Source organism: Pseudarthrobacter sp. SSS035 (assembly GCF_023273875.1).
Taxonomy (GTDB): domain Bacteria; phylum Actinomycetota; class Actinomycetes; order Actinomycetales; family Micrococcaceae; genus Arthrobacter.
In genome coordinates this window covers 3,732,867-3,755,745 of the sequence record NZ_CP096882.1, presented here as the reverse complement: position 1 = coordinate 3,755,745, position 22,879 = coordinate 3,732,867, and the positions used below count along the sequence as shown (strand labels likewise).

Genomic DNA, 22,879 nt, shown 5'->3' with positions numbered 1-22,879 from the left:
CACTCTAGCCACTCCGGCCGCTGCCGGGGGTACTGCATCCGGGACTGGACCCTGCGGGCCTATTTGAAGCTTGCGCCTACCAGCCCGCGCGTTGCGGCCACCAGCTTGATGGGATCCGTAGAACCTGCCGGCGGAACGTAGACCGCCATTGATTCAGCAAAGTCCAGGACCATGCCGGTGGTGGTTTCCTTGCCGCCGGCGAGCGCGGCGGCGTCGTCGCCGATGGTGAGCTTGTCACCGGAGGCCTTGGGCGTGCCATCAAAGCCGAAGTTGATCCGGCCCAGCACCAGCGCCCCGCCATCGGCCGTCCGGAACACCACAGTGCTTTCCGGTACCACTTTGTGGGTGAAGGAGAAGTTGCCGTTTTCGCCGGACTTGACTACCTCGGCCTGGTAGGAGAGCGTGTCGGCGATGTACGGCGAGGATGCGCCCTCCACGAGCTTGTCCTTGAAGCTCGACTCTGAATTCGTCAGGCGGTCGGCCAGCCCGGCCAGGGCTTCTTCGCCGCTGTACAGCAGGCCGGATTTGTCGTTGGCGGCCAGCGTGTCGGTGCCGTTCCGGCCGATGGCGGGGAACGTGGTTCCCGGCTGCAGCGGGGTGGTTTCGGTCAGCTTGTAGTTCTCCCGCGGGGAGGGCTGGACCAGGGTGAGCAGCTGCGGGACGACGTTGCCGTCACCCTGCGTAACGGCGAGGACTGAACGCGGCCAGGTGCGGTCGCTGGTGACCACCGTGGTGAGGAGCTTTGTGGAACGGACGGGCATCCGGGCTTCATAAGTTCCCACCTGGGAACGGATCTTGTAGTTCTGCGAACGGACCTCAAGCTCCGTCCCGGCTACGCGCTCTGCGAGCTTGGCTGCGTCCTTTGCGGCGTCACCGGCGTCGGCGGTGCTGGAGACCTGCTCCAGGATCCTGCGGAACTGGGCGTCCAGGAGGACCGGCGCGGCCGCCTGGGCGGCCTCCGGCGATGCTGATTCGGGAGCCGGCGCGGGCGTGGTGGCAGCGTTCGCAGCAACACCCGTTCCGGCCACAACAAGGGCGGTCACTGCGGCGGTGACCATGCCGCCGGACACCATGCCGAGCCGTGAGGCGGACCTTGCCTCGGCCTTGGCCCGGGCGCGCCGGGCGAACAGGCTTCCCGTGCCGTTGCCTTCGCCGTCCCGCTTGCGTGCGGACAGGACCACCAGGGCAATGCCGGCGAGGATCAGCAGGCCGCCAATCACCATCAGCGGGATGGCCCACGGGGTGGAGGTGTCATTCGGGAACGTCATGGAGATCGACGACGGTGCGGGCTTGGTGCCATCGGACGCCAGCAGCAGCGACCATTCGCCGTCAGCGGGCGGCGTCCATGAGTACTCCAGCTCGCCGCTCGCGTTCTCAGTGGATACCCAGAGGTCGGATCCTGACGGGTTCGGCGCCGTGGCGTCGCCGTCGGCGTGCTCAACCTGCAGGGATTTGTTGTCCTCGGAAACCCCTGTGATGGTGTTGTGGGCCGTCGGGCCCACCCAGGCGTCCACGTCGTCAGGCCGGCCGGCCGCGAGCATGAAGTTGCCGTCGCCTTCGATCTTGATCTTCACCGTTCCGCCCTGCGCGGTGCGCAGGTTCTGGTCGATGACGGTCAGTGGCGCCTCCGCGGCATCTGCCGGGGCGGAAGCCGTAAAGGTCTCGGAGGGAGCCCAGATTGTCTTCTGGCCAATACCGGCCAGAAGTGTCAGGAGGCCGAGCAGCACGAGTGCAACTGCAGTCTTGAAGCGCAAAGGAAACACCTATCATTCGCGGGGGTTTACTTTCAATAGTAACCGTTTTGTTACCAGAACCCCCGTTTGGGCGCCAGCGGAGTCCGGAATCGGCGGCGCCCGGGCGGCCCGGCGGGCGCCCTCGCTCCTGTTGGCAAGGCTGCTGATAGTGTTTGCGATGATCATCACACCGGCCCGCAAATGCGGCGCCACGCACGGAACAGGCCCCAGAATCCAGTGACTGACAAGACGGAAGAGTCCTCCACGGGACACGAAAATCAACCGGCCGCTGGCGCTTTGGAATCCTCGCCGGACACGCCTGCGACGGCGAAGCGACGGGGCTCCGCAGCTTCGGCCCTTGGCCAGCTTGTTCGGCGCCTGCGCCAGCCGCTGCCGGGCGCCCAGCCCAGGCTCCGGTTTGAGATCCCGCCGGAATACAACCACACGGAAGAACCTGCCGCCACCGAAGACGACGGGGCTGGCGGTGCCGGCGGGACAGCCGCGCAGTTTGGCCGTCCGGGGCCCCGGATGTCGATGCAACATCCCCTTTACATGGGCTTCATGGGCACCGTAGGGGTCGGCCTTGCACTGCTGGTCTACTGGATCGGCTCCAACACCACCCAGTTGCTGCTATGGATTGTTGCTGCCCTGTTCATTGCCCTTGGCCTGGAACCCGTGGTGGGCTGGCTGGAGAACCGCCGCATTCCCCGCCCGGTCGGCATTCTTCTGGCCGTCCTTGTCCTGGTAGTGGCTGTGGGAGGGTTCTTCGCCACCCTCATTCCCACCATCGTGGAACAGGTCACCCAAATTGTGGTGCAGGCACCCACCTGGGTACGGGACTTCATCGACTCTGAGTTCTTCCGCAACCTTGATAACGAGTTCGGGGTCCGCGACCGCATCAACGAGGAACTCGACAAGTTCGTCAATGATCCGGCGGCGATGGGCGGGATCTTCGGCGGGGTGGTGGGCTTCGGTTCCACCCTGGCCAACGGTCTCTTCGGCACATTGATCGTCCTGGTCCTGAGCCTCTACTTCCTGGCCGCCCTCCCGGCCATGAAGAAGTGGGGCTACCGGCTGGCCCCGCGGTCCCGCCGGGCCCGGGTGGAAGCCCTCTCCGAGGAGATCACCCGTTCCGTCGGCAACTACGTGATCGGGCAGGCCTGCGTGGCATTGCTCAATGCCACGTTTGCTTTCATCGTGATGTCCATTGTGGGTGTCCCGTTCGCCCTCTTGCTGGCCTTCGTGGTGGCCCTGCTGGCTTTCATCCCCTTGGTGGGCGGCATGATCGCCGGCATCGTGGTCCTGCTGATCGCCTTGACCGTCGGCTGGCAGACCGCCGCCGTCTACGGCATCTGCTACTTTGCCTACCTCCAGTTCGAGGCCTACTTCATCTCGCCGCGCATTATGCAGAAGGCCGTGGCCGTGCCCGGCGCCGTGGCCGTGATCTCCGTGATTGCCGGCGGCAGCCTGCTGGGAGTCCTGGGGGCGCTCATCGCCATCCCCACGGCGGCCGCCATCCTGCTTCTGGTCAAGGAGATCTACATCGTCCGCCAGGACAAGCACTAGCGTTCAGGCACTAGGCGGCCGAGGTAGCCACCGGGCCGTTCCACACCTGCGGCAGGCCTTCGGGTCCGGAGCCCGCTTCCGTCACGTCGTCGACGATTTCATTGAGCACGCGGGAAGCGTATTTCTCCCCCACCCAAAGGTGCTTGGCGCCGTCGACGCCTACCACCCGGGCCTGTGGCACCAGGCTGAAGCGTTCAGCGGCGGCCGCGGGCTGGAGGTAGTCGTCATGCTCCGGCACAAGCACGGTGAGCGGCTTGGCGGAGTCCGCCCAGAGGCGCAGGTGGGCGTCCGTTGCGCGGTGCAGCGGCGGTGACAGCAGGACAGCACCTTCAACCTGGCTCGCCACCGGCTCAACGGCACCGTACATCAGCGCCAGCTCGGTGCCGAAGGACCAGCCCACCAGCCAGCGGTTGGGCAGCTGGCGTTCGACGGCGAAACGCACCGCCGCCTCAACGTCCTGCCGCTCGCCGATGCCCTCCTCGAAGGAACCTGCGCTGGTTCCCCGCGGCGACTCCGTCCCGCGCGTGTTGAAGCGAAGCACGGCCACGCCGGCCAGCGCCGGAAGCCGGTAGGACGCCTTGCGGTACACGTGCGAGTCCATAAAACCGCCGTGCGTCGGAAGCGGATGCAGGGTGATCAGCGTCGCGGTGATCTGGCCGGACTCGGGCAGCGCCAGTTCCCCCACCAGCGTGTGGCCATCCTCCGTGCGGAGCTCGATGTTCTCCCGCCGGGCCGGCAACACTGTTGAGGCGCGGATGGGTGCGGGCCCTGTTGGCTGGCTGAATTCGTACGACGCCGGATCAAAAGTCATGCCTGCCAGCTTAGCGACTCCCGCCGTCCGCCAGGCGCAGTGCGCTGGCTCTAACGCGGCTTCTCCGGGGCGGAGCCGTTCGCCCGGGCTATTCGGCATCAGCGGTAACGGTACGTCCGGGACAGCCAGCAGTTGGTGTGCCAGTGGCGGCGCTCAGCCAGGCCTGCGGCCGCACCGAAGATGTGATCGTCCTTCCAGACCACCAGATGGGCGACGCCGGGGACCACAACGGTGGAACAGCCGGGGCAGATGTAGGTCTTTTCCGCGTTCCTGGCGGTCATGGTCCTGACCATCCACTCGCCGTCGGGAGCGCTTTCCCGGCGGGCGATTCCAGCCCGCGCCCGCTCCAAATCCAACTCCGGAACGTCGCCGTTGCCCTTCTTGCCTACCGGCTTTCCGCCAGCAATGCCCGGCTTTCCGGAGGCAGGGCGACGGGGACGGTTGGAACGCGGCATGCCTCCATTCTGCCCCAGCCCCGGTAGTGTGTACGGCGTGCGACTTGTCATAGCCCGATGTTCAGTTGATTATGTTGGCCGGCTCAAAGCCCATCTCCCCCTTGCCACCAGGCTCCTGCTGGTCAAGGCCGACGGCTCGGTGCTGGTTCATTCCGACGGCGGCTCCTACAAGCCGCTGAACTGGATGAGCCCGCCTGCCACCCTGCGGGTGTCCTCGCCGGAGGACATTGACCTGGAGCTTGGCGTCACGGAACAGTGGACCGTCCAGTCCGCCAAGACCGATGACCGCCTTATCATCAACATCCACGAGCAGCTGCACGAGTCCTCCCACGACCTCGGGGTGGACCCCGGTCTGATCAAGGACGGCGTCGAAGCCGACCTCCAGCGCCTGCTTGCCGATCAGATCGAGACGCTGGGCTCAGGTTTTTCGCTCATTCGGCGCGAGTACTTCACCGCCATCGGCCCGGTGGACATCCTGGCCCGTGACGCGAGCGGGGCCACCGTGGCCATCGAGCTGAAGCGGCGGGGCGACATTGACGGCGTGGAGCAGCTCACGCGCTACCTTGAACTACTCAACCGCGATCCGCTGCTGGCCCCGGTCCGTGGCATCTTCGCTGCCCAGCAGATCAAGCCGCAGGCCAAGGTGCTGGCCAACGACCGCGGCATCGACTGCATCACGCTGGACTACGACGCCATGCGCGGGGTGGACGACAGCGACTCCCGGCTTTTCTGAGGCCCGCCATCCGCTTTTATGACGCCGAGTTCCGCCTTTCTGACGCCGGATATCCGCACCGGTGACGCCTTCGGCCCCCTGACAAGGGGATTCATCCTTTTTATACGCAAAATTTGCCGTATTGGCCGTTCAGACCGTTGACCTGACGGAATCGGCGTGAAATTCTTAGACCAGTCTTTGTGTAGGTGTTTTTCATGCTCGCAAGACATGTTGCGAGCGCGAAGCTCCTGCAGCGCAGGTTCCCAGGAACGGCATTGAAGGATTCTTCTCGCGGAGTGACCGAGTCCGGCACGAGGTGTGCCGGACTTAGACAAGTTCCATAATGAGGAGAAATAAATGGCACAGGGAACCGTCAAGTGGTTCAACGCTGAAAAGGGCTTCGGCTTCATCACCCCGGATGACTCCGATGGCGATGTCTTCGTTCACTACTCGGAAATCCAGACCGGTGGCTTCAAGACCCTCGACGAGAACCAGCGCGTTCAGTTCGAAATCGGTCAGGGTGCCAAGGGCCCCCAGGCTACCGGCGTAACGCTGGTCTAGTCCCCCGCCCGGCGGCCGCCGTCTGCGTGGCCTCCAGCGAAGAAAAGATCCCCGGCATCCGTGCCGGGGATCTTTTCTTTGTCCGCAATGTCTTTGACCACCGTGACTTTCCAGTCGCAAATCGCTCGGGCCACTGTGGGGATCAGTTTCCCTGGCCCACCAGGCCCCGGACCAGCCGTGCCCCCTGCCGCAGCGAAAGGCCGGGCAAATAGGCCCGGGTGAGCGCCCGTCCGATCGCCGGCAACTGCAGCGGATCCTGGTAATACAGGTAAAGGGTTCGGTACTCGGGTTTGAAGCGTGATTTGAAGGCCGCCAGGGACCGGAATCCGTAGACCGGTTCGAGGGCGTGGCCCACCACATCGAGGATGCGGACGAGGTTCTCTGCCGGCACCGGCTTCCCCGGCGTTTCGTCGCCGGGCCGGCTGGCGAGCGGGGACCCGGAGAGCGAGATTACCTCCACGGATTCGCGCAATTCCAGGACCGCCGAAGCAATGAGGAACTCCATCACCCCGGGGAATCCGTCAGCACCCCGGCGCATAACGTCCAGCGTGCGGCTGACCAGTGTCCCGCCGTCGTAAACGGGCAACCAGCTTGTTACCCCGTGCACGTGGCCGTCGCCGTCCACCGCCAGGCAGCAAAGCACTTCGTCGTCCATCAGCTCATCCATGCCGCCCAGCGTGAATCCCATTTCCGGAACTGATTTTCCTGCCGCCCATTCCTCCGACACTTCGCTGAGCCGGGCACGCAGGGCGGACGGCAGCCCGTGGTACGTACCCCAGACGGCTTTGACTCCCATCTTGGCGGCGCGGTTGCGTGCAGTCCTGACGTTCTGCCATTCCTTGCCCGTGAATTCAAGTTGCCGGACGGACAGCCGGGTCTCCTGCGCTACCGACACGCGCTGGAAGCCCCGGTCCTGCAGCAGGGGCCACAGCGTGTCATCACACGAGTAGAACGCCGGGATGAGCGCGCGGTTGCCGCAGTAGGAAAGAAACCCTTCGGCAGTCCGCTGACGGGAGTCTGCCGCACCGAAGGGACCGGCCAGCGTCAGGGCGACACTGCCGTGCAGCTGGTAGGCGACGGCGCCGCGTGCATCCGGGCTGAACCAGTACCGGTTGGGCTCCCAGAGGGCCATCCACGACAGTGAATCGCCGCCCTCGTGCAACAGCTTCCGGGCCGCGGCCCTTTCGTCGTGGCCCGAATCGCTGCCATGGTGCCGGCCCAGGAGCACGGACCAGACGCCGGCTAAGGCAACAAGCCAGAAGACCGGTCCGGAATAGCCAAAAATCAGGGACTCGAGGCCGTTCCGTTCAGCAAAAACCCGGTGGTAGAGATTCGGAAGTGGAACCGGCAGATACTGCCGGGACAGTTCAGCCAGCAAGCCCAGCAGGCCGCCGTCGCGCGCCATTCCCCCAGCGGCAAACCAGGACAGGGCGTAGCTCCCGGCGAGGAGGAGCCAGACGCCACCCACCACCGCCAAGAGCCGACGACGGGCGGCAGGGATCGTCTCGACGCGGAACTGGCGGCGGTTACCCCAGAGCAGGACCGCCAGCAGCAGCGGGACGATCACCAAAGGCAGGATGTGGGCAAAACCGGAACCCATGGCGGCCGTGTGAGGCCGCGCCGGATAGTGCGGGATCAGCGCGAACAGGGCCAGGTAGACGGCGGCCATCGCCGTGACCGCCAACTGAAGGGCCAACGTGATGCGCAGTGCCATGCGGCGGCCGCGGCGCATTCCGTCAGCACAGATGAGGAGCAGAACCACCGGTACCACTGCCAGGGCGAGGCCAAAGGGTCCGGCGAAGCCCGTCCGCCCCATCTCCAGGCAGGATGCCTCGACTGTTGCTCCGCAGTTTGCTTCGAGCTGGCCCAGCGTGGGCATGGGATTCAGCACCACGTCCCGGAGCAGCGCCAGCGGGCCGGTGGGCGTCCGGGCAACGGCGGTAAGGATGGGGCCCACGGCGAACACGGCCACCGTCAGGGCCAGCAAGTTCCTGGTTTCCCTCCCGCTTGAGCGGGGCGGATGAAGCTGGCCGTGGTCGCTCTGGTTCCACCAGCTGGCCGCGAGACCCACCGCTGCACCAACCAGGCCGATGACGGTCTCGGCATGCCCCACGTACAGGACCAGCAGGAGTGACACCGAGAGCAGCGCCGTGCGCAACCGCCGCCGCCACAGGACAGGGATCCTGCCGCTCGCGGCCAGCGAAGCCGCAAGGACAGCAGCGTAGGGCCCGATCAGGCTGTAGTCCGCCATCAGTCCCAGCCAACCGTCTCCCGCATACCTCGCCAACTGGGTCAGGAGCAGGAAGACTGTGACAGCAGCAAACTGGCCACCGAGGAAAAACGCTGCCGCCTGAAGGGACCCGAGGTTCTTCTCGGCCAGGCCCAGCAGCAGCAGGATCATCAGGGACGCCACCAGATAGGCCAGGGGGTTGGTGGCAAAGAACAGTGACGTCACCAGGGACCACCAGTTGCCGGCCTTCAGGCCCGGGGCGCTGACGCCTGCGAGCGATAGCAGCTCCTCCGGCGGCCCGCTGAGGAAGCTGCCGGTTGCCGCCCCGACCAACAGGAAAATCCCGAGGATACTGAGGGTCAGTGGCACGGACCGCAGGTAGCCCCACATTCTTCGGACAGCCGGAAGCAGGACTGTTGACCAGAGCAGGGCCGGCGCACGGGATTCGCCAGCTTCCCTCATTTCGCCCACCCCCACTGTGCGGACAGCAGCTCAAGCCCATTGTCCATGCCGGGAGTCAGCACGTCCCACGAATGGCCGGTGTGAGCCACCACGTCCGAGCCCACAGTGAAACCTGCCCCGCGGGCCGCCGCCTCAAGGATCCGCAGATTTGCCACGAACTCCGGATCTGTGGCCCCGGCCGCGAAATACGCCACGCTGCCAGGATATTTGCGCTCCTTCAACAGCGTCAGCGGTATCTGGGCATCAAAGGCAGCGGTGTCGCCGTGGAAGGCCGCATCAACCGTTTTCTGGCGTTCCTTGGCCAGCGCAGGCTCGCTCTCGCTGGAAAAGGCGAGAACACCCGTGTACAGCTCCGGGTGGCGGGTGGCCATCTGAACAGCGCAGGTGGCACCAAAACTGAAACCGCCGATGGCCCATTGCCGGTGGTCGGAGTCCACGTCCAACGTTCCCGAGATCCATGCCGGCACGTCCACTGCGAGGTAAGTGTCTGCCTGGGCGATGGCGCTGTCCATGCAGAGATTGTTCGCTGACTGGTTGCCGTTGGGATCAACCACCACAACAACAGGCGCCACTCCCCCATGCCGGGCGGCGAAACTGTCCATGCGTGCCGGAAGCGACCCGCCGGTCAACCAGTCGGCAGGGCCGCCGGGCTGGCCGGGCACCAGAACCAGGACCGGAAGGCTGGGACGGTTCGAAGCAAAGTAGGCCGGTGGCAGGTAGATGTACGAGTCGCGTGTCTGGAGGCCCGAGGACGTTCCCGGGATGGATGCGGTGCGAACAACGCCGTCGGCAGGGATCTCATTGGCGGGTTTCCATCCGTCCAGGGGCGTGGCAGGGCTGTCCGGCCGGCGCATCAGCTCCTGTTCCAGGGCCGGGATGCGGATCAGCGCCGTTCCAGTCAGGTCCGCAACTGTCCGGTTGAGGCCGAAATACGCGTTGATCTGCACAGCGGCCAGGAGCACCACGGCCAGGAGGGCGAGCACATCCAGCGCTCGGCGACGCCACGACGCCGTGGGGAGCCGGAGCAACACCAGCAGGAGGGCGGCCACGGCCGCAAACACCCAGGCCAAGACGTCGAACGGCAGTTCTTCTGGAAAGGTTGAGGCCCAGTAGATGAGGACCCAATGGACCAGGAGCACCACGACGGCGGCGGCGGCCGATGCGGCGGCAACGCTGAGCAACCAGCGGCCGCGGCCAAGGGCGCGCGGGGGCCAGACCAGGGACAGCGCGGCGGCGGCACCAAGAACCCAGGCGGCCCAGTACACCGGTCCGTCGGTCAACCGGATATCAGCAATCCAGTCCACGTGGCTAGCGCCAGGTACCCACGCCGATGACCGGCCCGGCTTCCAGCCAGGAGGACAGTCCCGTGTAGGCATCGAATTTCATGGCCAGCCGCAGATCCCGGCCTTCGTACCGCAGCTCGACAATCACGACGTCGGGCTGGACCTTAACGGCCTCGGCCTCGGTGGGCTTGCGGCGGCCCAGCAGCTCCAGGGAGCTGCGCTTGAACTTATGTTTGGGACGCACGCTCAGGGACAGCAGGCGGAACCATTCAAGGTCGTTGTCCTGGTAACGACAAACCCCCATCTGCCAGCTGTTTCCAGCAACGCAAATGGAGGCGTCCACTGTGCCAAGGGCGCGCCGCAGATTGAAGCGGCGCACCCCCGAAAGGCACAGTGCGAAAATCAGCAATCCGAAAACGATTGCCAAGGAGATGAACGTAAGAGTCGGAGCGTCCATCAAGGTCGTGCTAGCGGATCCCAGCAGTAGCCGCGTCACCCAGTTGGGCGTTGTCAGCAACAATCACCACGCGGTTGTTGTCGACGGAGAAGAATCCGCCGTCAACAGCCACGGCAATACGGTTCCCGGAAACCGGCTCGATGGCCAGTTCACCTTCGGCCAGGATCGCCAGCAGGGGCGAGTGGCCGGGCAGGATTCCGATCTCACCATCGCTGGTGCGGGCCTTGACCATCTTGGCCGCTCCGGACCACACGAAGTGATCCGCTGCGACAATCTCAACCTCAAGCTCAGCCATATTACTTGGTCTGTTCCTGGATCTTGGCCCACTGGCGCTCAACATCGTCCAGGCCGCCGACGTTGAAGAACGCCTGCTCTGCAACGTGGTCAAGTTCGCCGTCGCAGATAGCGGTGAAGCCTTCAACCGTGTCCTTGATGGTCACGGTGGAGCCCTCGACGCCGGTGAACTGCTTGGCGGTGTAGGTGTTCTGGGAGAGGAACTGCTGGATACGGCGTGCACGCGACACGACGATCTTGTCCTCTTCCGATAGTTCGTCAACACCGAGGATGGCGATGATGTCCTGGAGTTCCTTGTTCTTCTGCAGGATCTGCTTCACACGGACAGCCGTGTTGTAGTGGTCCTGACCGATGTACTGCGGGTCCAGGATGCGGGACGTCGACGTCAGCGGGTCAACGGCCGGGTACAGACCACGGGAAGCAATTTCACGGGAAAGTTCCGTGGTTGCGTCGAGGTGTGCGAAGGTCGTGGCCGGGGCCGGGTCGGTGTAGTCATCTGCGGGAACGTAGATGGCCTGCATCGAGGTGATCGAGTGGCCCTTGGTGGACGTGATGCGCTCCTGGAGGAGACCCATCTCGTCAGCCAGGTTGGGCTGGTAGCCCACGGCCGACGGCATGCGGCCGAGGAGGGTGGAAACCTCGGAGCCTGCCTGGGTGAAGCGGAAGATGTTGTCGATGAAGAGCAGCACGTCCTGGTTCTGCACATCGCGGAAGTACTCCGCCATGGTCAGGGCGGACAGTGCAACGCGCAGACGCGTTCCCGGCGGCTCATCCATCTGGCCGAATACAAGGGCGGTGTCCTTGAGGACGCCTGCCTCTTCCATTTCAACCCAGAGGTCGTTACCTTCACGGGTACGCTCGCCAACACCGGCGAATACCGAGGTACCACCGAAGTTACGGGCCACACGGGTGATCATTTCCTGGATCAGAACCGTCTTGCCCACGCCGGCGCCGCCGAAGAGGCCGATCTTTCCACCCTTGATGTACGGGGTGAGAAGGTCAATGACCTTGATGCCGGTTTCCAGCATCTCGGTGGAGCCTTCGAGCGTTGCGAAGGCCGGGGCCTTGCGGTGGATCGGCCAGTAGTCCGCAGCCTGGATCTCGGACTCGTCAACATCCAGCGGCTTGCCGAGGACGTTGAAGATGTGGCCCTTGACGCCGTCGCCGACGGGTACGGTGATCGGAGAACCGGTGTCCACTACGTTGGTGCCGCGGACGAGTCCGTCGGTAGCCTGCAGGGCGATGGCGCGGATGAGGTTGTCGCCCAGGTGCAGGGCAACCTCGAACGTGATGGTCTTGGTCTCACCGTTGAGGGTAATCTCCGTGGTGAGGGCGTTGTAAATCGAGGGGATTGCGTCAGCCGGGAATTCGACGTCGACAACCGGGCCAATAACACGTGCAATACGGCCGGTGGCACCGGACGTTGCGGCTACGTGTTCGGTAGCAGTGGCAGTCATCTCTCTCACTTCACTCAGTAGATGGCGTGGGGGTTTAAGTTTGTTCTTTGGTGCAGGTACAGCTGGACCGGACCGTGCAGGCTAGGACGCGTTCAAGGCGTCGGCACCGGCAACAATTTCGGAAAGCTCCTGCGTAATTTCAGCCTGACGGGCAGTGTTGCGCAGACGCGTGTACTTCTTGATGAGGTCCGTGGCATTGTCACCGGCGGACTTCATCGCCCGCTGGCGGGCTGCGAGCTCGGAAGCTGCTGCCTGCAACATGGCGGCGAAAATGCGTGACTCGATGTAGCGCGGGAGCAGGGCATCAAGAACCTGCTCCGCTTCCGGCTCGAATTCGTAGAGCGGCAGGAGGTCCGACTCGGACGCCGCCTGCTCTTCGACAACTTCAAGCGGAAGAAGACGGATAACCGTCGGCTCCTGCGTCACCATGGACTTGAAGCGGGTGTAAACGACATGGATCTCGTCCACGCCGCCCTCTTCGTAGTCTGCAGCGAAGGCTTCGAGCAATGCCGCGCCGACCTCACGTGCAGTTCCAAACTCCGGCGCGTCAGTGTTGCCGGTCCACACGCGCTCGTAAGAAAGGTTGCGGAAGTCGAAGTACGCCTGGGCCTTGCGGCCCATCACGTACGTCTTGACTTCTTTGCCCTCCTCGTGGAGCAGCTCGGTGAGACCGACCGCCTGCTTAAGCACGGTCGCCGAGTAGGATCCTGCAAGGCCGCGGTCTGCACTGATAACCAGGACAGCTGCCCGGCGGATTTGCGTCGGCTCGGTGACCAGCGGGTGGTCGATTTCGCTCTGGCTTGCGACAGCAGAAACGGCACGCGTAATCGCGTTTGCGTAAGGCAGTGAAGCCGCTACGCGTGCGCGGGCCTTGCCAATGCGCGAGGTAGCGATCAGTTCCATCGCCTTGAAGATCTTGCGCATCGACGTGGTCGAGCTGATCTTCTGGCGGTAGACCCGAATCTGGGCTCCCATACTTTTCCTTTCCTAAGATCCCGGTGGCCGGGACTGCCGGAACCTCGGGGTTCCGACAGTCCCTGCCAGCGAAACTAGCGCTTCTGCTTGACGATCTTTTCCTGGTCTACATCGGCTTCCGAGATAGCTTCGTGCTCCTCGTGGCCGGCGCCTACCAGGCGGTTGTCACCTTCACCGAAGAAGCCCTTTTTGAAGGCCACAATCGCGGTCTTCAGTGCAGCAGCGGTGTCATCGTCCATAACGTTGGTCTGCGCCAGCGTGGTCAGGATGGAGGACTTGTGCTTGAGGTGCTCCAGGAATTCGGTCTCGAAGCGGTTGATGTCCTCAACGGGAACCTCGTCGAGGTGGCCGTTGGTACCGGCCCAGATGGACACAACCTGGTTCTCGATCGGGAACGGTGAGTACTGGCCCTGCTTCAGCAGTTCCATCAGGCGGGCGCCGCGGGTCAGCTGCTGGCGCGATGCGGCATCGAGGTCCGATGCGAACATGGCGAAAGCCTGCATGTCGCGGTACTGGGCCAATTCCAGCTTCAAAGTACCGGAGACCTTCTTCATGGACTTGACCTGCGCAGCACCACCCACGCGGGACACAGAGACACCCACGTCGACGGCCGGACGCTGGTTGGCGTTGAAGAGGTCCGACTGCAGGAAGATCTGGCCATCGGTAATGGAGATCACGTTGGTCGGGATGTAGGCAGAGACGTCGTTTGCCTTGGTTTCGATGAGCGGCAGGCCGGTCATCGAGCCGGCACCGAGCTCGTCGGAGAGCTTGGCACAACGCTCCAGCAGGCGGGAGTGCAAGTAGAAGACGTCGCCCGGGTAGGCTTCGCGTCCCGGCGGGCGGCGCAGCAGCAGTGAAACTGCACGGTAGGCCTCGGCCTGCTTGGAGAGGTCATCGAACACGATGAGGACGTGCTTGCCGCCGTACATCCAGTGCTGGCCGATGGCCGAACCGGCGTACGGTGCCAAGTACTTGAAGCCTGCGGGGTCAGACGCGGGGGAAGCCACAATGGTGGTGTATTCCAGTGCGCCGTTGTCCTCGAGGGTCTGACGGACAGCCGCGATGGTGGATGCCTTCTGACCGATTGCCACGTAGATGCAACGCACCTGCTTGGTCACATCGCCGGAAGCCCAGTTGGCCTTCTGGTTGATGATGGTGTCGATGGCGATAGCCGACTTGCCGGTCTGGCGGTCACCGATGATCAGCTGACGCTGACCGCGGCCGATCGGGATCATGGCGTCGATAGCCTTCAGACCGGTCTGCATCGGTTCGTGGACCGACTTACGCTGGGTCACGCCGGGCGCCTGGAGTTCCAGTGCACGGGTTTCGGTGGTCTTGATTTCGCCGAGGTCGTCGATGGGCTGGCCCAAGGGGTCAACCACGCGGCCGAGGAAGGCGTCGCCTACCGGTACGGACAGAACCTGACCCGTGCGGTGGACTTCCTGGCCCTCTTCGATTCCGGTGAAGTCACCGAGTACGATGACACCGATCTCGCGGACGTCAAGGTTCTGGGCCAGGCCCAGGGTGCCGTCTTCGAAGCGAAGCAGCTCGTTCGCCATGACCGAGGGAAGGCCCTCAACACGGGCGATGCCGTCACCTGCGGTTGTTACACGGCCAACCTCTACGCGCTCAGCGTTTCCGGGTTCGTAGGACGCCGCGAACTCGTTCAACGCAATACGGACGTCGTCGGCGTTGATGGTCAATTCGGCCATCTGCAGTCCCTGCTCTCCTGTTTTCGTGATCATCGTTGCTCACGATGACCGGGGTTTCGTTTCGTTAAGTTGTGCTTGTCCGGCTATCCGGCCAGTTGGCGGTGAAGCTGTCCCAGACGGGTGATAACCGAAGCGTCGAGCACTTCGTCACCCACCTGGACACGGATTCCGCCGATCAGTTCAGGATCAACGGTGAGGTTGATCTTGAGCTCGCGACCGTACAGGGAATTAAGCCCTGCCTGGAGGCGAGCGAACTGCGTCTCCGTCAAGGGACGGGTGACGCTGACCGTTGCAATCCAGCGCTGCTGCCGTTTGGCTGCCAGCTCGGCGAACCGGGCTACGAGCCGCGTCGCCTTGATGCCGCGGGGCTGGGAAACTGCCTGCGCGATGAGGACTTTTGCTTCCTCGCCTGCGCCGGGATGCAGCTTCTGCGCCAACGCGGTCTTCGCTGCAGCACTGGCCTGCGGCTCCGACAGAGCACGTTGTACCTCGTGGTTGGAGGCAACGGCCTGGTTGAAGGAGAACAAATCGTTCTCCAGCTCTTCCAGCCCAGAGATTCCGGAGGCAGAAACGGCCGACTTGTTTTCAGCAACGGCGATAACCACCGTTGCGGCAAGCGTCTCGAGTGCATCGCCGATATCTCGGGCCGATGCCCAGCGTGAACTGGCCAGTCCGCCCGCGATGTCCGCAGCCTCAGCGGAGACTTTTCCGCCAACAAGCTGCCTGACAAGCGCCGACTTTTCGTCACCGGTGCGGGACGGGTCAGTCAGGGCGCGGCGCAAGCCAGCCGAGCTGTCCACCGTTCCCAGGATTCCGAAGAGTTCCTTAGCCAACTGCAGCGAGGCCAACGGAAGCTTTGCTTCCAGTTGGGTCAGCGCCGTGGTCAGCGATTCGCTCGATACACCTGACATTACTTAGCTGCACCTGCGTTCTGGTTCTCCAGATCTGCCAGGAAGCGGTCAACAACACGGGCGGAACGCTCGTCATCGTTGAGTGCTTCGCCAACGATGCGGCCTGCCAGCGTGGTGGCCAGCGTGCCTACCTCGGAGCGCAGGGACACAACTGCGGCCTGGCGCTCCGATTCGATCTGCACGTGTGCCTGTGCCGTGATGCGGGCAGACTCAGCGGCAGCCTTTTCCTTCAGATCTGCAAGGATCTGGGCGCCTTCAGCACGGGCTTCCTCGCGGATGCGGTTAGCTTCCGCGCGGGCGTCCGTAAGCTGCTGCTTGTATTCTTCGAGGGCGGCTGATGCTTCTGCCTGGGCCTTTTCAGCCTTGGCAATGCCGCCTTCGATTGCCTCAGCGCGCTCTGCAAACGTCTTCTCGAACATCGGGACAACGAACTTGACCACGATGAACATGAGGACAGCAAAGCCGGCGAGGACAACGCCCATTTCCCAGACGTTGGGTACCAGTGGGTTAGTCTCGCCCGCAGTGGCGGCTGAGATGATCACCTGGTTCATAATTCACCCGTCCTTATCTACTCGGTTCTGGATGTTCGCTTGGTTCTGAGGACTAGCTCAGGACGAAGGCGAAGACCAGGCCGAGGATGGCGAGGGCTTCAGTCAGCGCGAGGCCGAGGAACGCGATCGGCTGCAGGACGCGCTGGGCTTCCGGCTGACGTGCTACGCCGTTGATGTAAGCAGCGAACACGAGACCAACACCGATACCACCGCCGATTGCGGACAGTCCGTAGCCGATGAGGTTGAGGGAGCCGTTGATGGTGCCTTCCATTTTTCTTCCTTTCAAGATGCCACCCATGTGGCAGGTTGTTTGGGTTGCTTCATCCCCGTGAGGGGAAGTTTTGTGGGTGCCTAGTGGCTGTCCGCGTGCAGGGCGCCTTCGATGTAAATGGCGGTCAGCAGCGTGAAGACGTAGGCCTGCAGGGCCATGATCAGTGCTTCCAGCATGTACATGGCAACTGCGCCGGCGATGACCAGAAGGGACGTTCCCTTGAGCAGGATGTTCTCCTGCATCACGAGGTACTCAATGCCGGAACCGGCGATCATGACGATCAGGTGTCCTGCCAGCATGGTGGCGAAAAGACGGAGGCTGTGTGTGACCGGCCGGACCAGGAAGTTCGAGATGATCTCGATCGGGATCACAATCGGGAGAATGTACACCGGGACGCCGGACGGTACGGTGGCCAGCTTGAAGTACCTCAGGCCGTTCTTCTTGATGCCGATGGCAATCCAGGTGACGTACACAATGCCCGCGAGGACATAGGCGCCACCGACGTGCGAGAAGCTCGGGAGCTGGATCACGGGAATGGCGCCGTAGATGTTGTTCACCAGAATGAAGAAGAAAAGGCTGAACAACAGCGGGACATACTTCATGAAGTCTTTGCCGCCGATAATGTCTTTTGCAATGCCGTTTCGGACAAAGCCATAAGCCATTTCACCAGCGAACTGGAGCTTGCCGGGAACAAGCTGCTGCTTCCGCGCAGCTAGCAGAAAGAATGTGGCGATAATGACGACCGACAGGATTACGAGCAGCATCTGCTTGGAGAATCCGTCAGCCACCCCCCACGGCAGGATTGCCGGCAGGTGCATTTCTTCAATTCCAGGAGGATTAAACTCTCCTGAATCTTGGGCCGGGAGCGCAAGCGCGATCAACGCGTTTCCTCTCTGCAGTGTCCATCATTGGGCGTTGGTCGAGGACCCGCGGAATTGTGCTCCGCGGCTCCCCCTGTGAAATTATTTGGCATTTGTGTTTCCGTCCGCGGACGGGCCGCTGTCTGCGCTGCTCTTACCGGCCGTGGTTCTGGAACTGGTAAGGCCATGCATGTGGGAAAGATAGAAACCTCCGAGAGCTCCAAGCAGAGCGCCTGCGAGCACGATCCAGCGGGTTCCCCACAGATAATCCAGACCCCACCCTATCAAACTCCAGACGATGATTCCGCCAATAATGTAGCTAAAGACGGCCATTCCGGCGTTGTATCCGCCGTCATTGTTTTCGGCCGACACCCCCGGCGTGGGCGCGGCGTTCTTGGGCACGGAGGAACTGTTTTTCGCTGTTCGTTTCCGATCAGGCATCGTTCGGCTCCTTGGGCTCGGGGTCGTTGTAAATCTGCAGGCGCGCCTTGCTGAAGCCATAGACTTCGGCAGCCTGCCAGAAGACAACAGTGGCAACGGCGCCAATCAGGAACCATCGGTCGTGCAGCCAGGCAGGTGCTCCGATCACAAACAGGACAACCGCGAAACCCACGACCTTGACAACGTAGGTGGCCGCGAACATTCCGATGGCACCGGAGGGGTTGTTGCGCCCCATGAAGTGGCCTACGAGAAGACTGATGGCGAAGAAGAGCATCACCAGGAGGCCGCCCAAAGTACTGGACAGGACGCCGCTGGGGCCGTTCAGGATCACAGCCGGGATGCCCGCCAGAATCAGGGCGCCTGCACCGGCAGCTGAACTGAGTGCGAGGAGGCGAAGCCACAGCGAGCGCGTGGGACCGGAAACACCAACGGGTCCGCTGCCGGACGAACGTCCGGGTTCGGCGTTGGAGGTCATGAGATCCCAATCGTCGGCGCCCTGGGGCTGGGTGGAGGGGCAGCTTGGGCTGCCCCTAAATTCTACACGAGATAGAAATAAATCCGAACGCCGTTACGCCGGCGACTGGTCACTGTGGCGGCGCAGGTAAGGCCAGGCCGTAATCAGGCCCATGACCAGCGTGGCGAAGATGTCGGCGGCCAAGACAACTTGCCAGGGGAAGACTGCAAAGGACAATCCCCCGAAGGACAGGATGGCGGTCCAGAGGTACATCAGGATCACGGCCGTCCGGTGCGAGTAACCAATATCCAGCAGCTTGTGGTGGAGGTGGCCGCGGTCTGCGGACCATGGCGAACGTCCCCGCGCTGTCCGGCGGACGACGGCGAGGCCCAGGTCAAGCAGTGGCAGGAACAGCACGGCGAAGGGCAGCAGTATCGGTATGACTGTGGAGATACCGTTGGCGCGGTCGTACAGCCCTGACGTGATCTGGCCGGTGGAGACGATGCCGGCGGCTGCCATCAGCAGGCCGATCAGCATGGCGCCGGAATCGCCCATAAAGATCTTGGACGGGAACCAGTTGTGCGGCAGGAAGCCGATGCAACTGCCAACGACGATGGCGGTGAGCAGGGTGGCCAGGTCCGAATAGTCCAACAGGACGGCGTTCCGGTGCACCCAGTACGCCGTGAAGAAGAAGGCAGTTCCGCCGATGATGGCCACGCCGGCGGCCAGCCCGTCGAGGCCGTCAATGAAGTTGAAGGCGTTCATGGTGGTGACGATGAGCCCGGCCGTCAGCACGACGCGGAGCAGTTCATTCTCCAGGTAGATCGGTTCCGGAACCCACGGGACTATGGTCATCCGGACGCCCCAGATGGCCACCACCAGGGCTGCGGCGCTCTGGCCGATTAGCTTCACCCACCATCGGATGTCCAGGAGGTCATCCGCGATCCCCACGAGCACGATCAGTGCCGCGCCCGCCAGGACGCCCCATGGCGAGAAGTTGTTCCGGTAGATGTCCTTGACGAAGAAGGACTGGCTGGCGACGAGGAGGGCCACCAGCACGCCGAGGAAGATGGCCACACCTCCCAGCCGGGACACCGGCGTCGTATGCATGTCACGGCTGCGGATGGGGGCGTGGAGTTCAAGCCGGTGCCCGATGACCCGGGCACCCCAGGTGGCTCCGTAGGACACGACGGCAGCCGTCAGCCCCATAAGCAGGTACATAATCATGTGACGGGTCCCCCTGCACGCCGCACATCGCGGAGCGGATAGATTCCGCTGAGGACCTGCTCGTTGCTCCGGGGCGCCTTCATTCCATGCAGCAGCCCGCGCAGGAGTCCCTTGATGAGGAGTCCCTTGTTCGGCGAGCCGGCAATGGTCCGGGTCCAGTTGCGGGCGGAGGCGCCCGAGTACAGCACCTTCTCCCGTGGTGTGAGCGCCTCGGAACGTGTGTAGACCCAAACTTTGTTCCGCACTTCGTAGTAGAAGCGTGCACCGGGATCGGCGCCGGCATCCCCGAAGGACTTCGTGTGGTGATTTGCCACGGAATTTTCAACGGAGATGGCATTCCGGCCCCGGGAGATCCGAGCGGTGTACTCCAGATCGTCATTCCAGATGAAGTAGTCGGCGATAGGAAGGCCATGCTGGCGTATCTGCCCGGCTTCGATCAGGATCGAGACGAAGGAGGCGGTCCTAATCTGGACTCCCCCGGCCCGCCCGGCGATCCCGCGGTCGTCCTCGCTGGCACCCAGCCGTGGACGCATCCGGTTCATCGGATGCTCCCGCCCGTCGGTCCAGACCACCCGGCTGGCAACAAAGCTGGGCTCCCCGCCGGATTCAGCAGCGTAGGCCTGTGAAGCTGAAAGGGCTTCTTCGAGCGTCCGGAGCTGCGGTTCCGTGTCGTCGTCCATGATCCAGACATAGTCGGCTGCATGGTCCAGGACCGCGCGCTCCATGCCCACCACAAACCCGCCCGCCCCGCCGAGGTTCTGCGGGAGCCTGATGGTGTCAGTGGGAACAGGTCCGGTGTATGCGGCCAGGAAACCCTGGGTGCCGTCCGTGGATGCGTTGTCCACGATGACGATCGTGGAAGGCAGAACTGTTCCGGAGGTGATGCCCCGGAGGGTGGTCTCGAGGAGGTCCCGCCGGTTGTACGTGACAACCACGGCGACGACGTTCTTTGTCATTTGCTTGCCTCTGTATCCGTGGATCGAAATTTGCGGCTTGCCAGGACAGCGGCCAGCTTCCAGGGCTCAATGAACACGCGTCCGAAGACCCTCCGGGGTGAGTGAATGAGACGCCACAGCGATTCAAAGCCCAGCCGGCCCAACCACCGCGGGGCGAGCCGCTGGTGGCCGGAAACCTGGTCCACTGCGCCGCCCACCGCACCATACACCGCGTCGGGGAGGTCGTCGCGGCGCTGCCACAGGAAGGTTTCCTGCAAGGGCATGCCCAATCCTACGAGGACGAGGTTCGGCCGGAACGCCCAAAGTTCATCCACAACGGCGCGTTCCCGCTCCGGGCCCCAGTTCTCCCCGGCGAGCCCCAGGACCTTCGCTTGGGGCAACTGCATCGCCAGCCGGCGGCAGGCTTCCGCATTGCTGAGGCTGTTGGTCCCCACCACGGCCAGCCGGTCAAGGCCGGTCACGGACGCCAGATGCTTGATCCAGTCCGTGGAACCGACGCGGAAGCTGGAATCGGCCACCGCGGCTGTTTCTTGCCGCTTCCAGAGCGCATATACCGGTGCGCCGTCCATCAGCACAACGTCTGCGGAGTCGTACAGCGCCCTGAAGCCGGGAAGCGTGTGATAGAGGTAGCAGCTGTGCAGGTTATGGCCCACAACAGTGCGTCGGCCCCCCTTGGCAATGAGATCGCTGAGGACTTCTGCCATGCGGTGTTCGGGCAGCGCAGTGACCTCAACGTCCAGGAGTCTTAGGCGGTCGCGGCCAACGATCATGCCTCCGGATCCTTCTTGGCGGGCGCTGAGGGCTCCCGTGTTGCGGATGCGTCTTCGTGGGCCGCTGCGGCTTCTTCAGTCGCTGCGGCGTCCTCGGTCACGGCTTCTTCCATCGCTGCCGCTTCCTCGGGTTCAGGCACTTCATCAGGTTCAGATTCTTCCTCGGGCTCAGCCATCGGGATCTCGCCCAGGCCCAGGACGCCCGGAACGTGCTCCCGGAGTTGCTCCAGGGACACAGCGCCCGTACGCACGACGCGCAGGAGGTGACCGGTGGCATCCACGATCGTGGAGGGCACGGCGTCGGTTCCTTCCACCGGCCGGAAACCGCCTTCGAGGTAGACCTCCACGGATTCCGCCAGCTGGGCACGTGCCTCCGCGGCGGTCTGTGCCGGCGGCTGGCCGGTCCGGTTGGCGGAGGATACGGCCAGCGGACCGGTCAGCGTCAGGAGTTCCTGGGCCACCTCGTCGGCGGGCATACGCAGGGCCACCGTTCCCTGGGTCTCGCCCAGGTCCCAGTCCAGTGACGGCTGGGCGTGCAGGATCAGGGTCAGTCCCCCCGGCCAGAACGCCTCGGCGAGCTTGCGGGCATCAGCGGAAACATCTGTGGCCAGGCCGTCCAGCGCGTTGATCCGGGGAATCAGTACCGGCGGCGGCATGGTGCGGCTGCGACCTTTGGAGGCCAACAGCATGGTGACGGCCTGCGGCGAAAAGGCGTCGGCGGCAATTCCGTAGACCGTGTCCGTGGGGAACACCACGCACTTCTTTTCGCTGATGGCACGCTGGGCATGCTCCAGGCCAAGGGCGCGCTGGTCCTCGGACGTGCAGTTGTAGGTTGTTGTCACTGGCCTATTCTTTCATCACTCGTGGTGCGGACCGGCAAGGACGGCGCTGGTGGCGCGTTCCTTGCCGTTGAGGTCCAGATGCGTGGTGATATCCCGCCAGGCACCCGTCCGCTGCATCATGCCGGCGATCCAGCCGGCCTGGACTTCCGCGTGTTCCATCACGAAGTAGCCGCCGGGAACCAGCAGCCGGGCAGCCGAGGCGGCCGCCGCCGTCGGAAGTTCCATGCCGTCCGCTCCCCCGCCGTACAGGGCTTCGGGAGGGTCGTGCAGGGAAACTTCTGGTTCATTCGGGATGGCTTCGGCGGGAATGTAGGGCGGGTTGGAGATTACGACGTCGAAGGTTCCGTTAAGTTCCGGCAGCGCGTCGCGGAGGTCCCCCAGTACCAGCTTGACGCCCAGGGGCGCCAGGTTCCGGGCCGCCCACGCGTGCGCGAACGGACTGTATTCCACGGCGTGGACTTCGGCGCCGGGCACCTCATGGGCGATGGAGCCGGCGATCGCGCCGGACCCCGTGCCCAGGTCCACAATCCGCGGGTGCGCCATCCCCTTGACGTGGTCGATGACCAGTTGCACCACGGACTCTGTTTCCGGCCGTGGGATAAAAACCCCCGGCCCGACGGCGAGCTCCAGATACCTGAAGTGCGCCACTCCGGTGATGTGCTGCAGCGGGATCCGTTGGGCCCGTTCAGCGACAAGTTCGGCATAGCCAACAGGTGCTGGAGTGTCCCCCAGCATCATCGCCCGGAGCCTGCCGAGCCCCACGCCGAGCAGGTGGTCCGCCAGGAGTTCCGCGTCGACGCGGGGGCTGGGGACCCCGGCGTCCCGGAGGATCACCGTGGCCTCGCTGACGGCAGCCGCGAGGGACTGCTCCGACCCGAGTGTCATGGG

Annotated in this window: 25 protein-coding genes; 3 read left to right on the top strand and 22 right to left on the bottom strand. The window is 63.8% G+C overall.

Translation table 11 applies throughout. The features are described 5' to 3' along the window. Positions 1–59: 59 nt before the first annotated feature. Positions 60–1,754, bottom strand: a complete 1,695-nt coding sequence (locus tag MUN23_RS17355) for a hypothetical protein (RefSeq protein WP_248760007.1) — start codon at positions 1,752–1,754, stop codon at positions 60–62. Positions 1,755–1,970: 216 nt separating this feature from the next. On the opposite strand from MUN23_RS17355, the gene MUN23_RS17350 reads away from it, so the two are divergent. Next, positions 1,971–3,299 (top strand): AI-2E family transporter, encoded by a 1,329-nt coding sequence (locus tag MUN23_RS17350; protein ID WP_248760005.1) that lies wholly within the window; start codon positions 1,971–1,973, stop codon positions 3,297–3,299. A gap of 10 nt (positions 3,300–3,309) precedes the next feature. On the opposite strand, the gene MUN23_RS17345 is transcribed toward MUN23_RS17350, so the two are convergent. After that, positions 3,310–4,110, bottom strand: a complete 801-nt coding sequence (locus MUN23_RS17345; protein ID WP_248760003.1) for an alpha/beta hydrolase — start codon at positions 4,108–4,110, stop codon at positions 3,310–3,312. Positions 4,111–4,208: 98 nt separating this feature from the next. Beyond that, positions 4,209–4,565, bottom strand: a complete 357-nt coding sequence (locus tag MUN23_RS17340; protein WP_248760001.1) for an ATP/GTP-binding protein — start codon at positions 4,563–4,565, stop codon at positions 4,209–4,211. Positions 4,566–4,602: 37 nt separating this feature from the next. Here MUN23_RS17340 and nucS point away from each other — a divergent pair, with 37 nt between their 5' ends. After that, positions 4,603–5,298 carry an endonuclease NucS gene (gene nucS, locus MUN23_RS17335; protein ID WP_058933052.1) on the top strand — a complete coding sequence of 232 codons (696 nt, stop codon included), beginning with the start codon at positions 4,603–4,605 and terminating at the stop codon, positions 5,296–5,298. 336 nt (positions 5,299–5,634) lie between these two features. Continuing rightward, entirely contained in the window at positions 5,635–5,838 is a 204-nt protein-coding gene (locus MUN23_RS17330; protein WP_011692441.1) for a cold-shock protein, read from the top strand. Here the strand turns inward: MUN23_RS17330 and MUN23_RS17325 are convergent. The 19 genes from MUN23_RS17325 to prmC form a co-directional block, all read right to left on the bottom strand. Next, on the bottom strand, positions 5,835–5,972 hold the full coding sequence (locus tag MUN23_RS17325) for a hypothetical protein (protein WP_248759999.1): 138 nt from the start codon (positions 5,970–5,972) through the stop codon (positions 5,835–5,837). The two genes, MUN23_RS17330 and MUN23_RS17325, sit on opposite strands and share 4 nt — an antisense overlap. Before the next feature lie 8 nt (positions 5,973–5,980). Continuing rightward, complete coding sequence (locus MUN23_RS17320; protein WP_248759997.1) at positions 5,981–8,530, bottom strand: bifunctional lysylphosphatidylglycerol flippase/synthetase MprF; 2,550 nt, start codon at positions 8,528–8,530, stop codon at positions 5,981–5,983. Then, positions 8,527–9,834 carry an alpha/beta hydrolase family protein gene (locus MUN23_RS17315; protein WP_248759996.1) on the bottom strand — a complete coding sequence of 436 codons (1,308 nt, stop codon included), beginning with the start codon at positions 9,832–9,834 and terminating at the stop codon, positions 8,527–8,529. Before MUN23_RS17315 ends, MUN23_RS17320 begins: the two co-directional genes overlap by 4 nt. A gap of 4 nt (positions 9,835–9,838) precedes the next feature. Then, positions 9,839–10,270: a DUF2550 domain-containing protein gene (locus MUN23_RS17310; RefSeq protein ID WP_248759994.1), complete on the bottom strand. Its 432-nt coding sequence runs from the start codon at positions 10,268–10,270 to the stop codon at positions 9,839–9,841. 10 nt (positions 10,271–10,280) lie between these two features. Next, on the bottom strand, positions 10,281–10,565 hold the full coding sequence (locus MUN23_RS17305) for a F0F1 ATP synthase subunit epsilon (protein WP_056349400.1): 285 nt from the start codon (positions 10,563–10,565) through the stop codon (positions 10,281–10,283). A 1-nt stretch (position 10,566) separates the two neighbouring features. Continuing rightward, positions 10,567–12,021, bottom strand: coding sequence for a F0F1 ATP synthase subunit beta (gene atpD, locus MUN23_RS17300; protein ID WP_141140965.1), 1,455 nt, complete (start codon positions 12,019–12,021; stop codon positions 10,567–10,569). Between the two features lie 81 nt (positions 12,022–12,102). After that, positions 12,103–12,996, bottom strand: a complete 894-nt coding sequence (locus MUN23_RS17295; protein ID WP_248759992.1) for a F0F1 ATP synthase subunit gamma — start codon at positions 12,994–12,996, stop codon at positions 12,103–12,105. Positions 12,997–13,070: 74 nt separating this feature from the next. Continuing rightward, positions 13,071–14,708, bottom strand: coding sequence for a F0F1 ATP synthase subunit alpha (gene atpA / locus MUN23_RS17290; RefSeq protein ID WP_248764123.1), 1,638 nt, complete (start codon positions 14,706–14,708; stop codon positions 13,071–13,073). An 83-nt stretch (positions 14,709–14,791) separates the two neighbouring features. Beyond that, the gene (locus MUN23_RS17285; RefSeq protein ID WP_104061170.1) at positions 14,792–15,619 is read right to left on the bottom strand and encodes a F0F1 ATP synthase subunit delta; all 828 of its coding nucleotides are present in this window, start codon (positions 15,617–15,619) and stop codon (positions 14,792–14,794) included. Next, positions 15,619–16,170, bottom strand: coding sequence for a F0F1 ATP synthase subunit B (locus MUN23_RS17280; protein WP_056349412.1), 552 nt, complete (start codon positions 16,168–16,170; stop codon positions 15,619–15,621). Before MUN23_RS17280 ends, MUN23_RS17285 begins: the two co-directional genes overlap by 1 nt. 52 nt (positions 16,171–16,222) lie before the next feature. Continuing rightward, positions 16,223–16,441, bottom strand: coding sequence for an ATP synthase F0 subunit C (atpE, locus tag MUN23_RS17275; protein WP_011775261.1), 219 nt, complete (start codon positions 16,439–16,441; stop codon positions 16,223–16,225). A gap of 80 nt (positions 16,442–16,521) precedes the next feature. Continuing rightward, complete coding sequence (gene atpB / locus MUN23_RS17270; RefSeq protein WP_141140967.1) at positions 16,522–17,322, bottom strand: F0F1 ATP synthase subunit A; 801 nt, start codon at positions 17,320–17,322, stop codon at positions 16,522–16,524. 81 nt (positions 17,323–17,403) lie between these two features. Then, a complete protein-coding gene (locus tag MUN23_RS17265) occupies positions 17,404–17,742 on the bottom strand; it encodes a hypothetical protein (protein ID WP_058932011.1) in 339 nt (112 codons plus the stop codon). Continuing rightward, positions 17,735–18,217, bottom strand: coding sequence for a hypothetical protein (locus tag MUN23_RS17260; protein WP_248759990.1), 483 nt, complete (start codon positions 18,215–18,217; stop codon positions 17,735–17,737). Before MUN23_RS17260 ends, MUN23_RS17265 begins: the two co-directional genes overlap by 8 nt. 93 nt (positions 18,218–18,310) lie before the next feature. Then, positions 18,311–19,423: an MraY family glycosyltransferase gene (locus MUN23_RS17255; protein ID WP_248759988.1), complete on the bottom strand. Its 1,113-nt coding sequence runs from the start codon at positions 19,421–19,423 to the stop codon at positions 18,311–18,313. Beyond that, positions 19,420–20,379, bottom strand: coding sequence for a glycosyltransferase family 2 protein (locus MUN23_RS17250; protein WP_248759986.1), 960 nt, complete (start codon positions 20,377–20,379; stop codon positions 19,420–19,422). Before MUN23_RS17250 ends, MUN23_RS17255 begins: the two co-directional genes overlap by 4 nt. Continuing rightward, on the bottom strand, positions 20,376–21,149 hold the full coding sequence (locus MUN23_RS17245; protein WP_248759985.1) for a WecB/TagA/CpsF family glycosyltransferase: 774 nt from the start codon (positions 21,147–21,149) through the stop codon (positions 20,376–20,378). Before MUN23_RS17245 ends, MUN23_RS17250 begins: the two co-directional genes overlap by 4 nt. After that, positions 21,146–21,991 (bottom strand): L-threonylcarbamoyladenylate synthase, encoded by an 846-nt coding sequence (locus MUN23_RS17240; RefSeq protein ID WP_248759983.1) that lies wholly within the window; start codon positions 21,989–21,991, stop codon positions 21,146–21,148. The genes MUN23_RS17245 and MUN23_RS17240 overlap by 4 nt, the downstream gene beginning before the upstream one ends. 15 nt (positions 21,992–22,006) lie before the next feature. Continuing rightward, a complete protein-coding gene (gene prmC / locus MUN23_RS17235) occupies positions 22,007–22,876 on the bottom strand; it encodes a peptide chain release factor N(5)-glutamine methyltransferase (protein WP_248759981.1) in 870 nt (289 codons plus the stop codon). Positions 22,877–22,879: the final 3 nt, after the last annotated feature.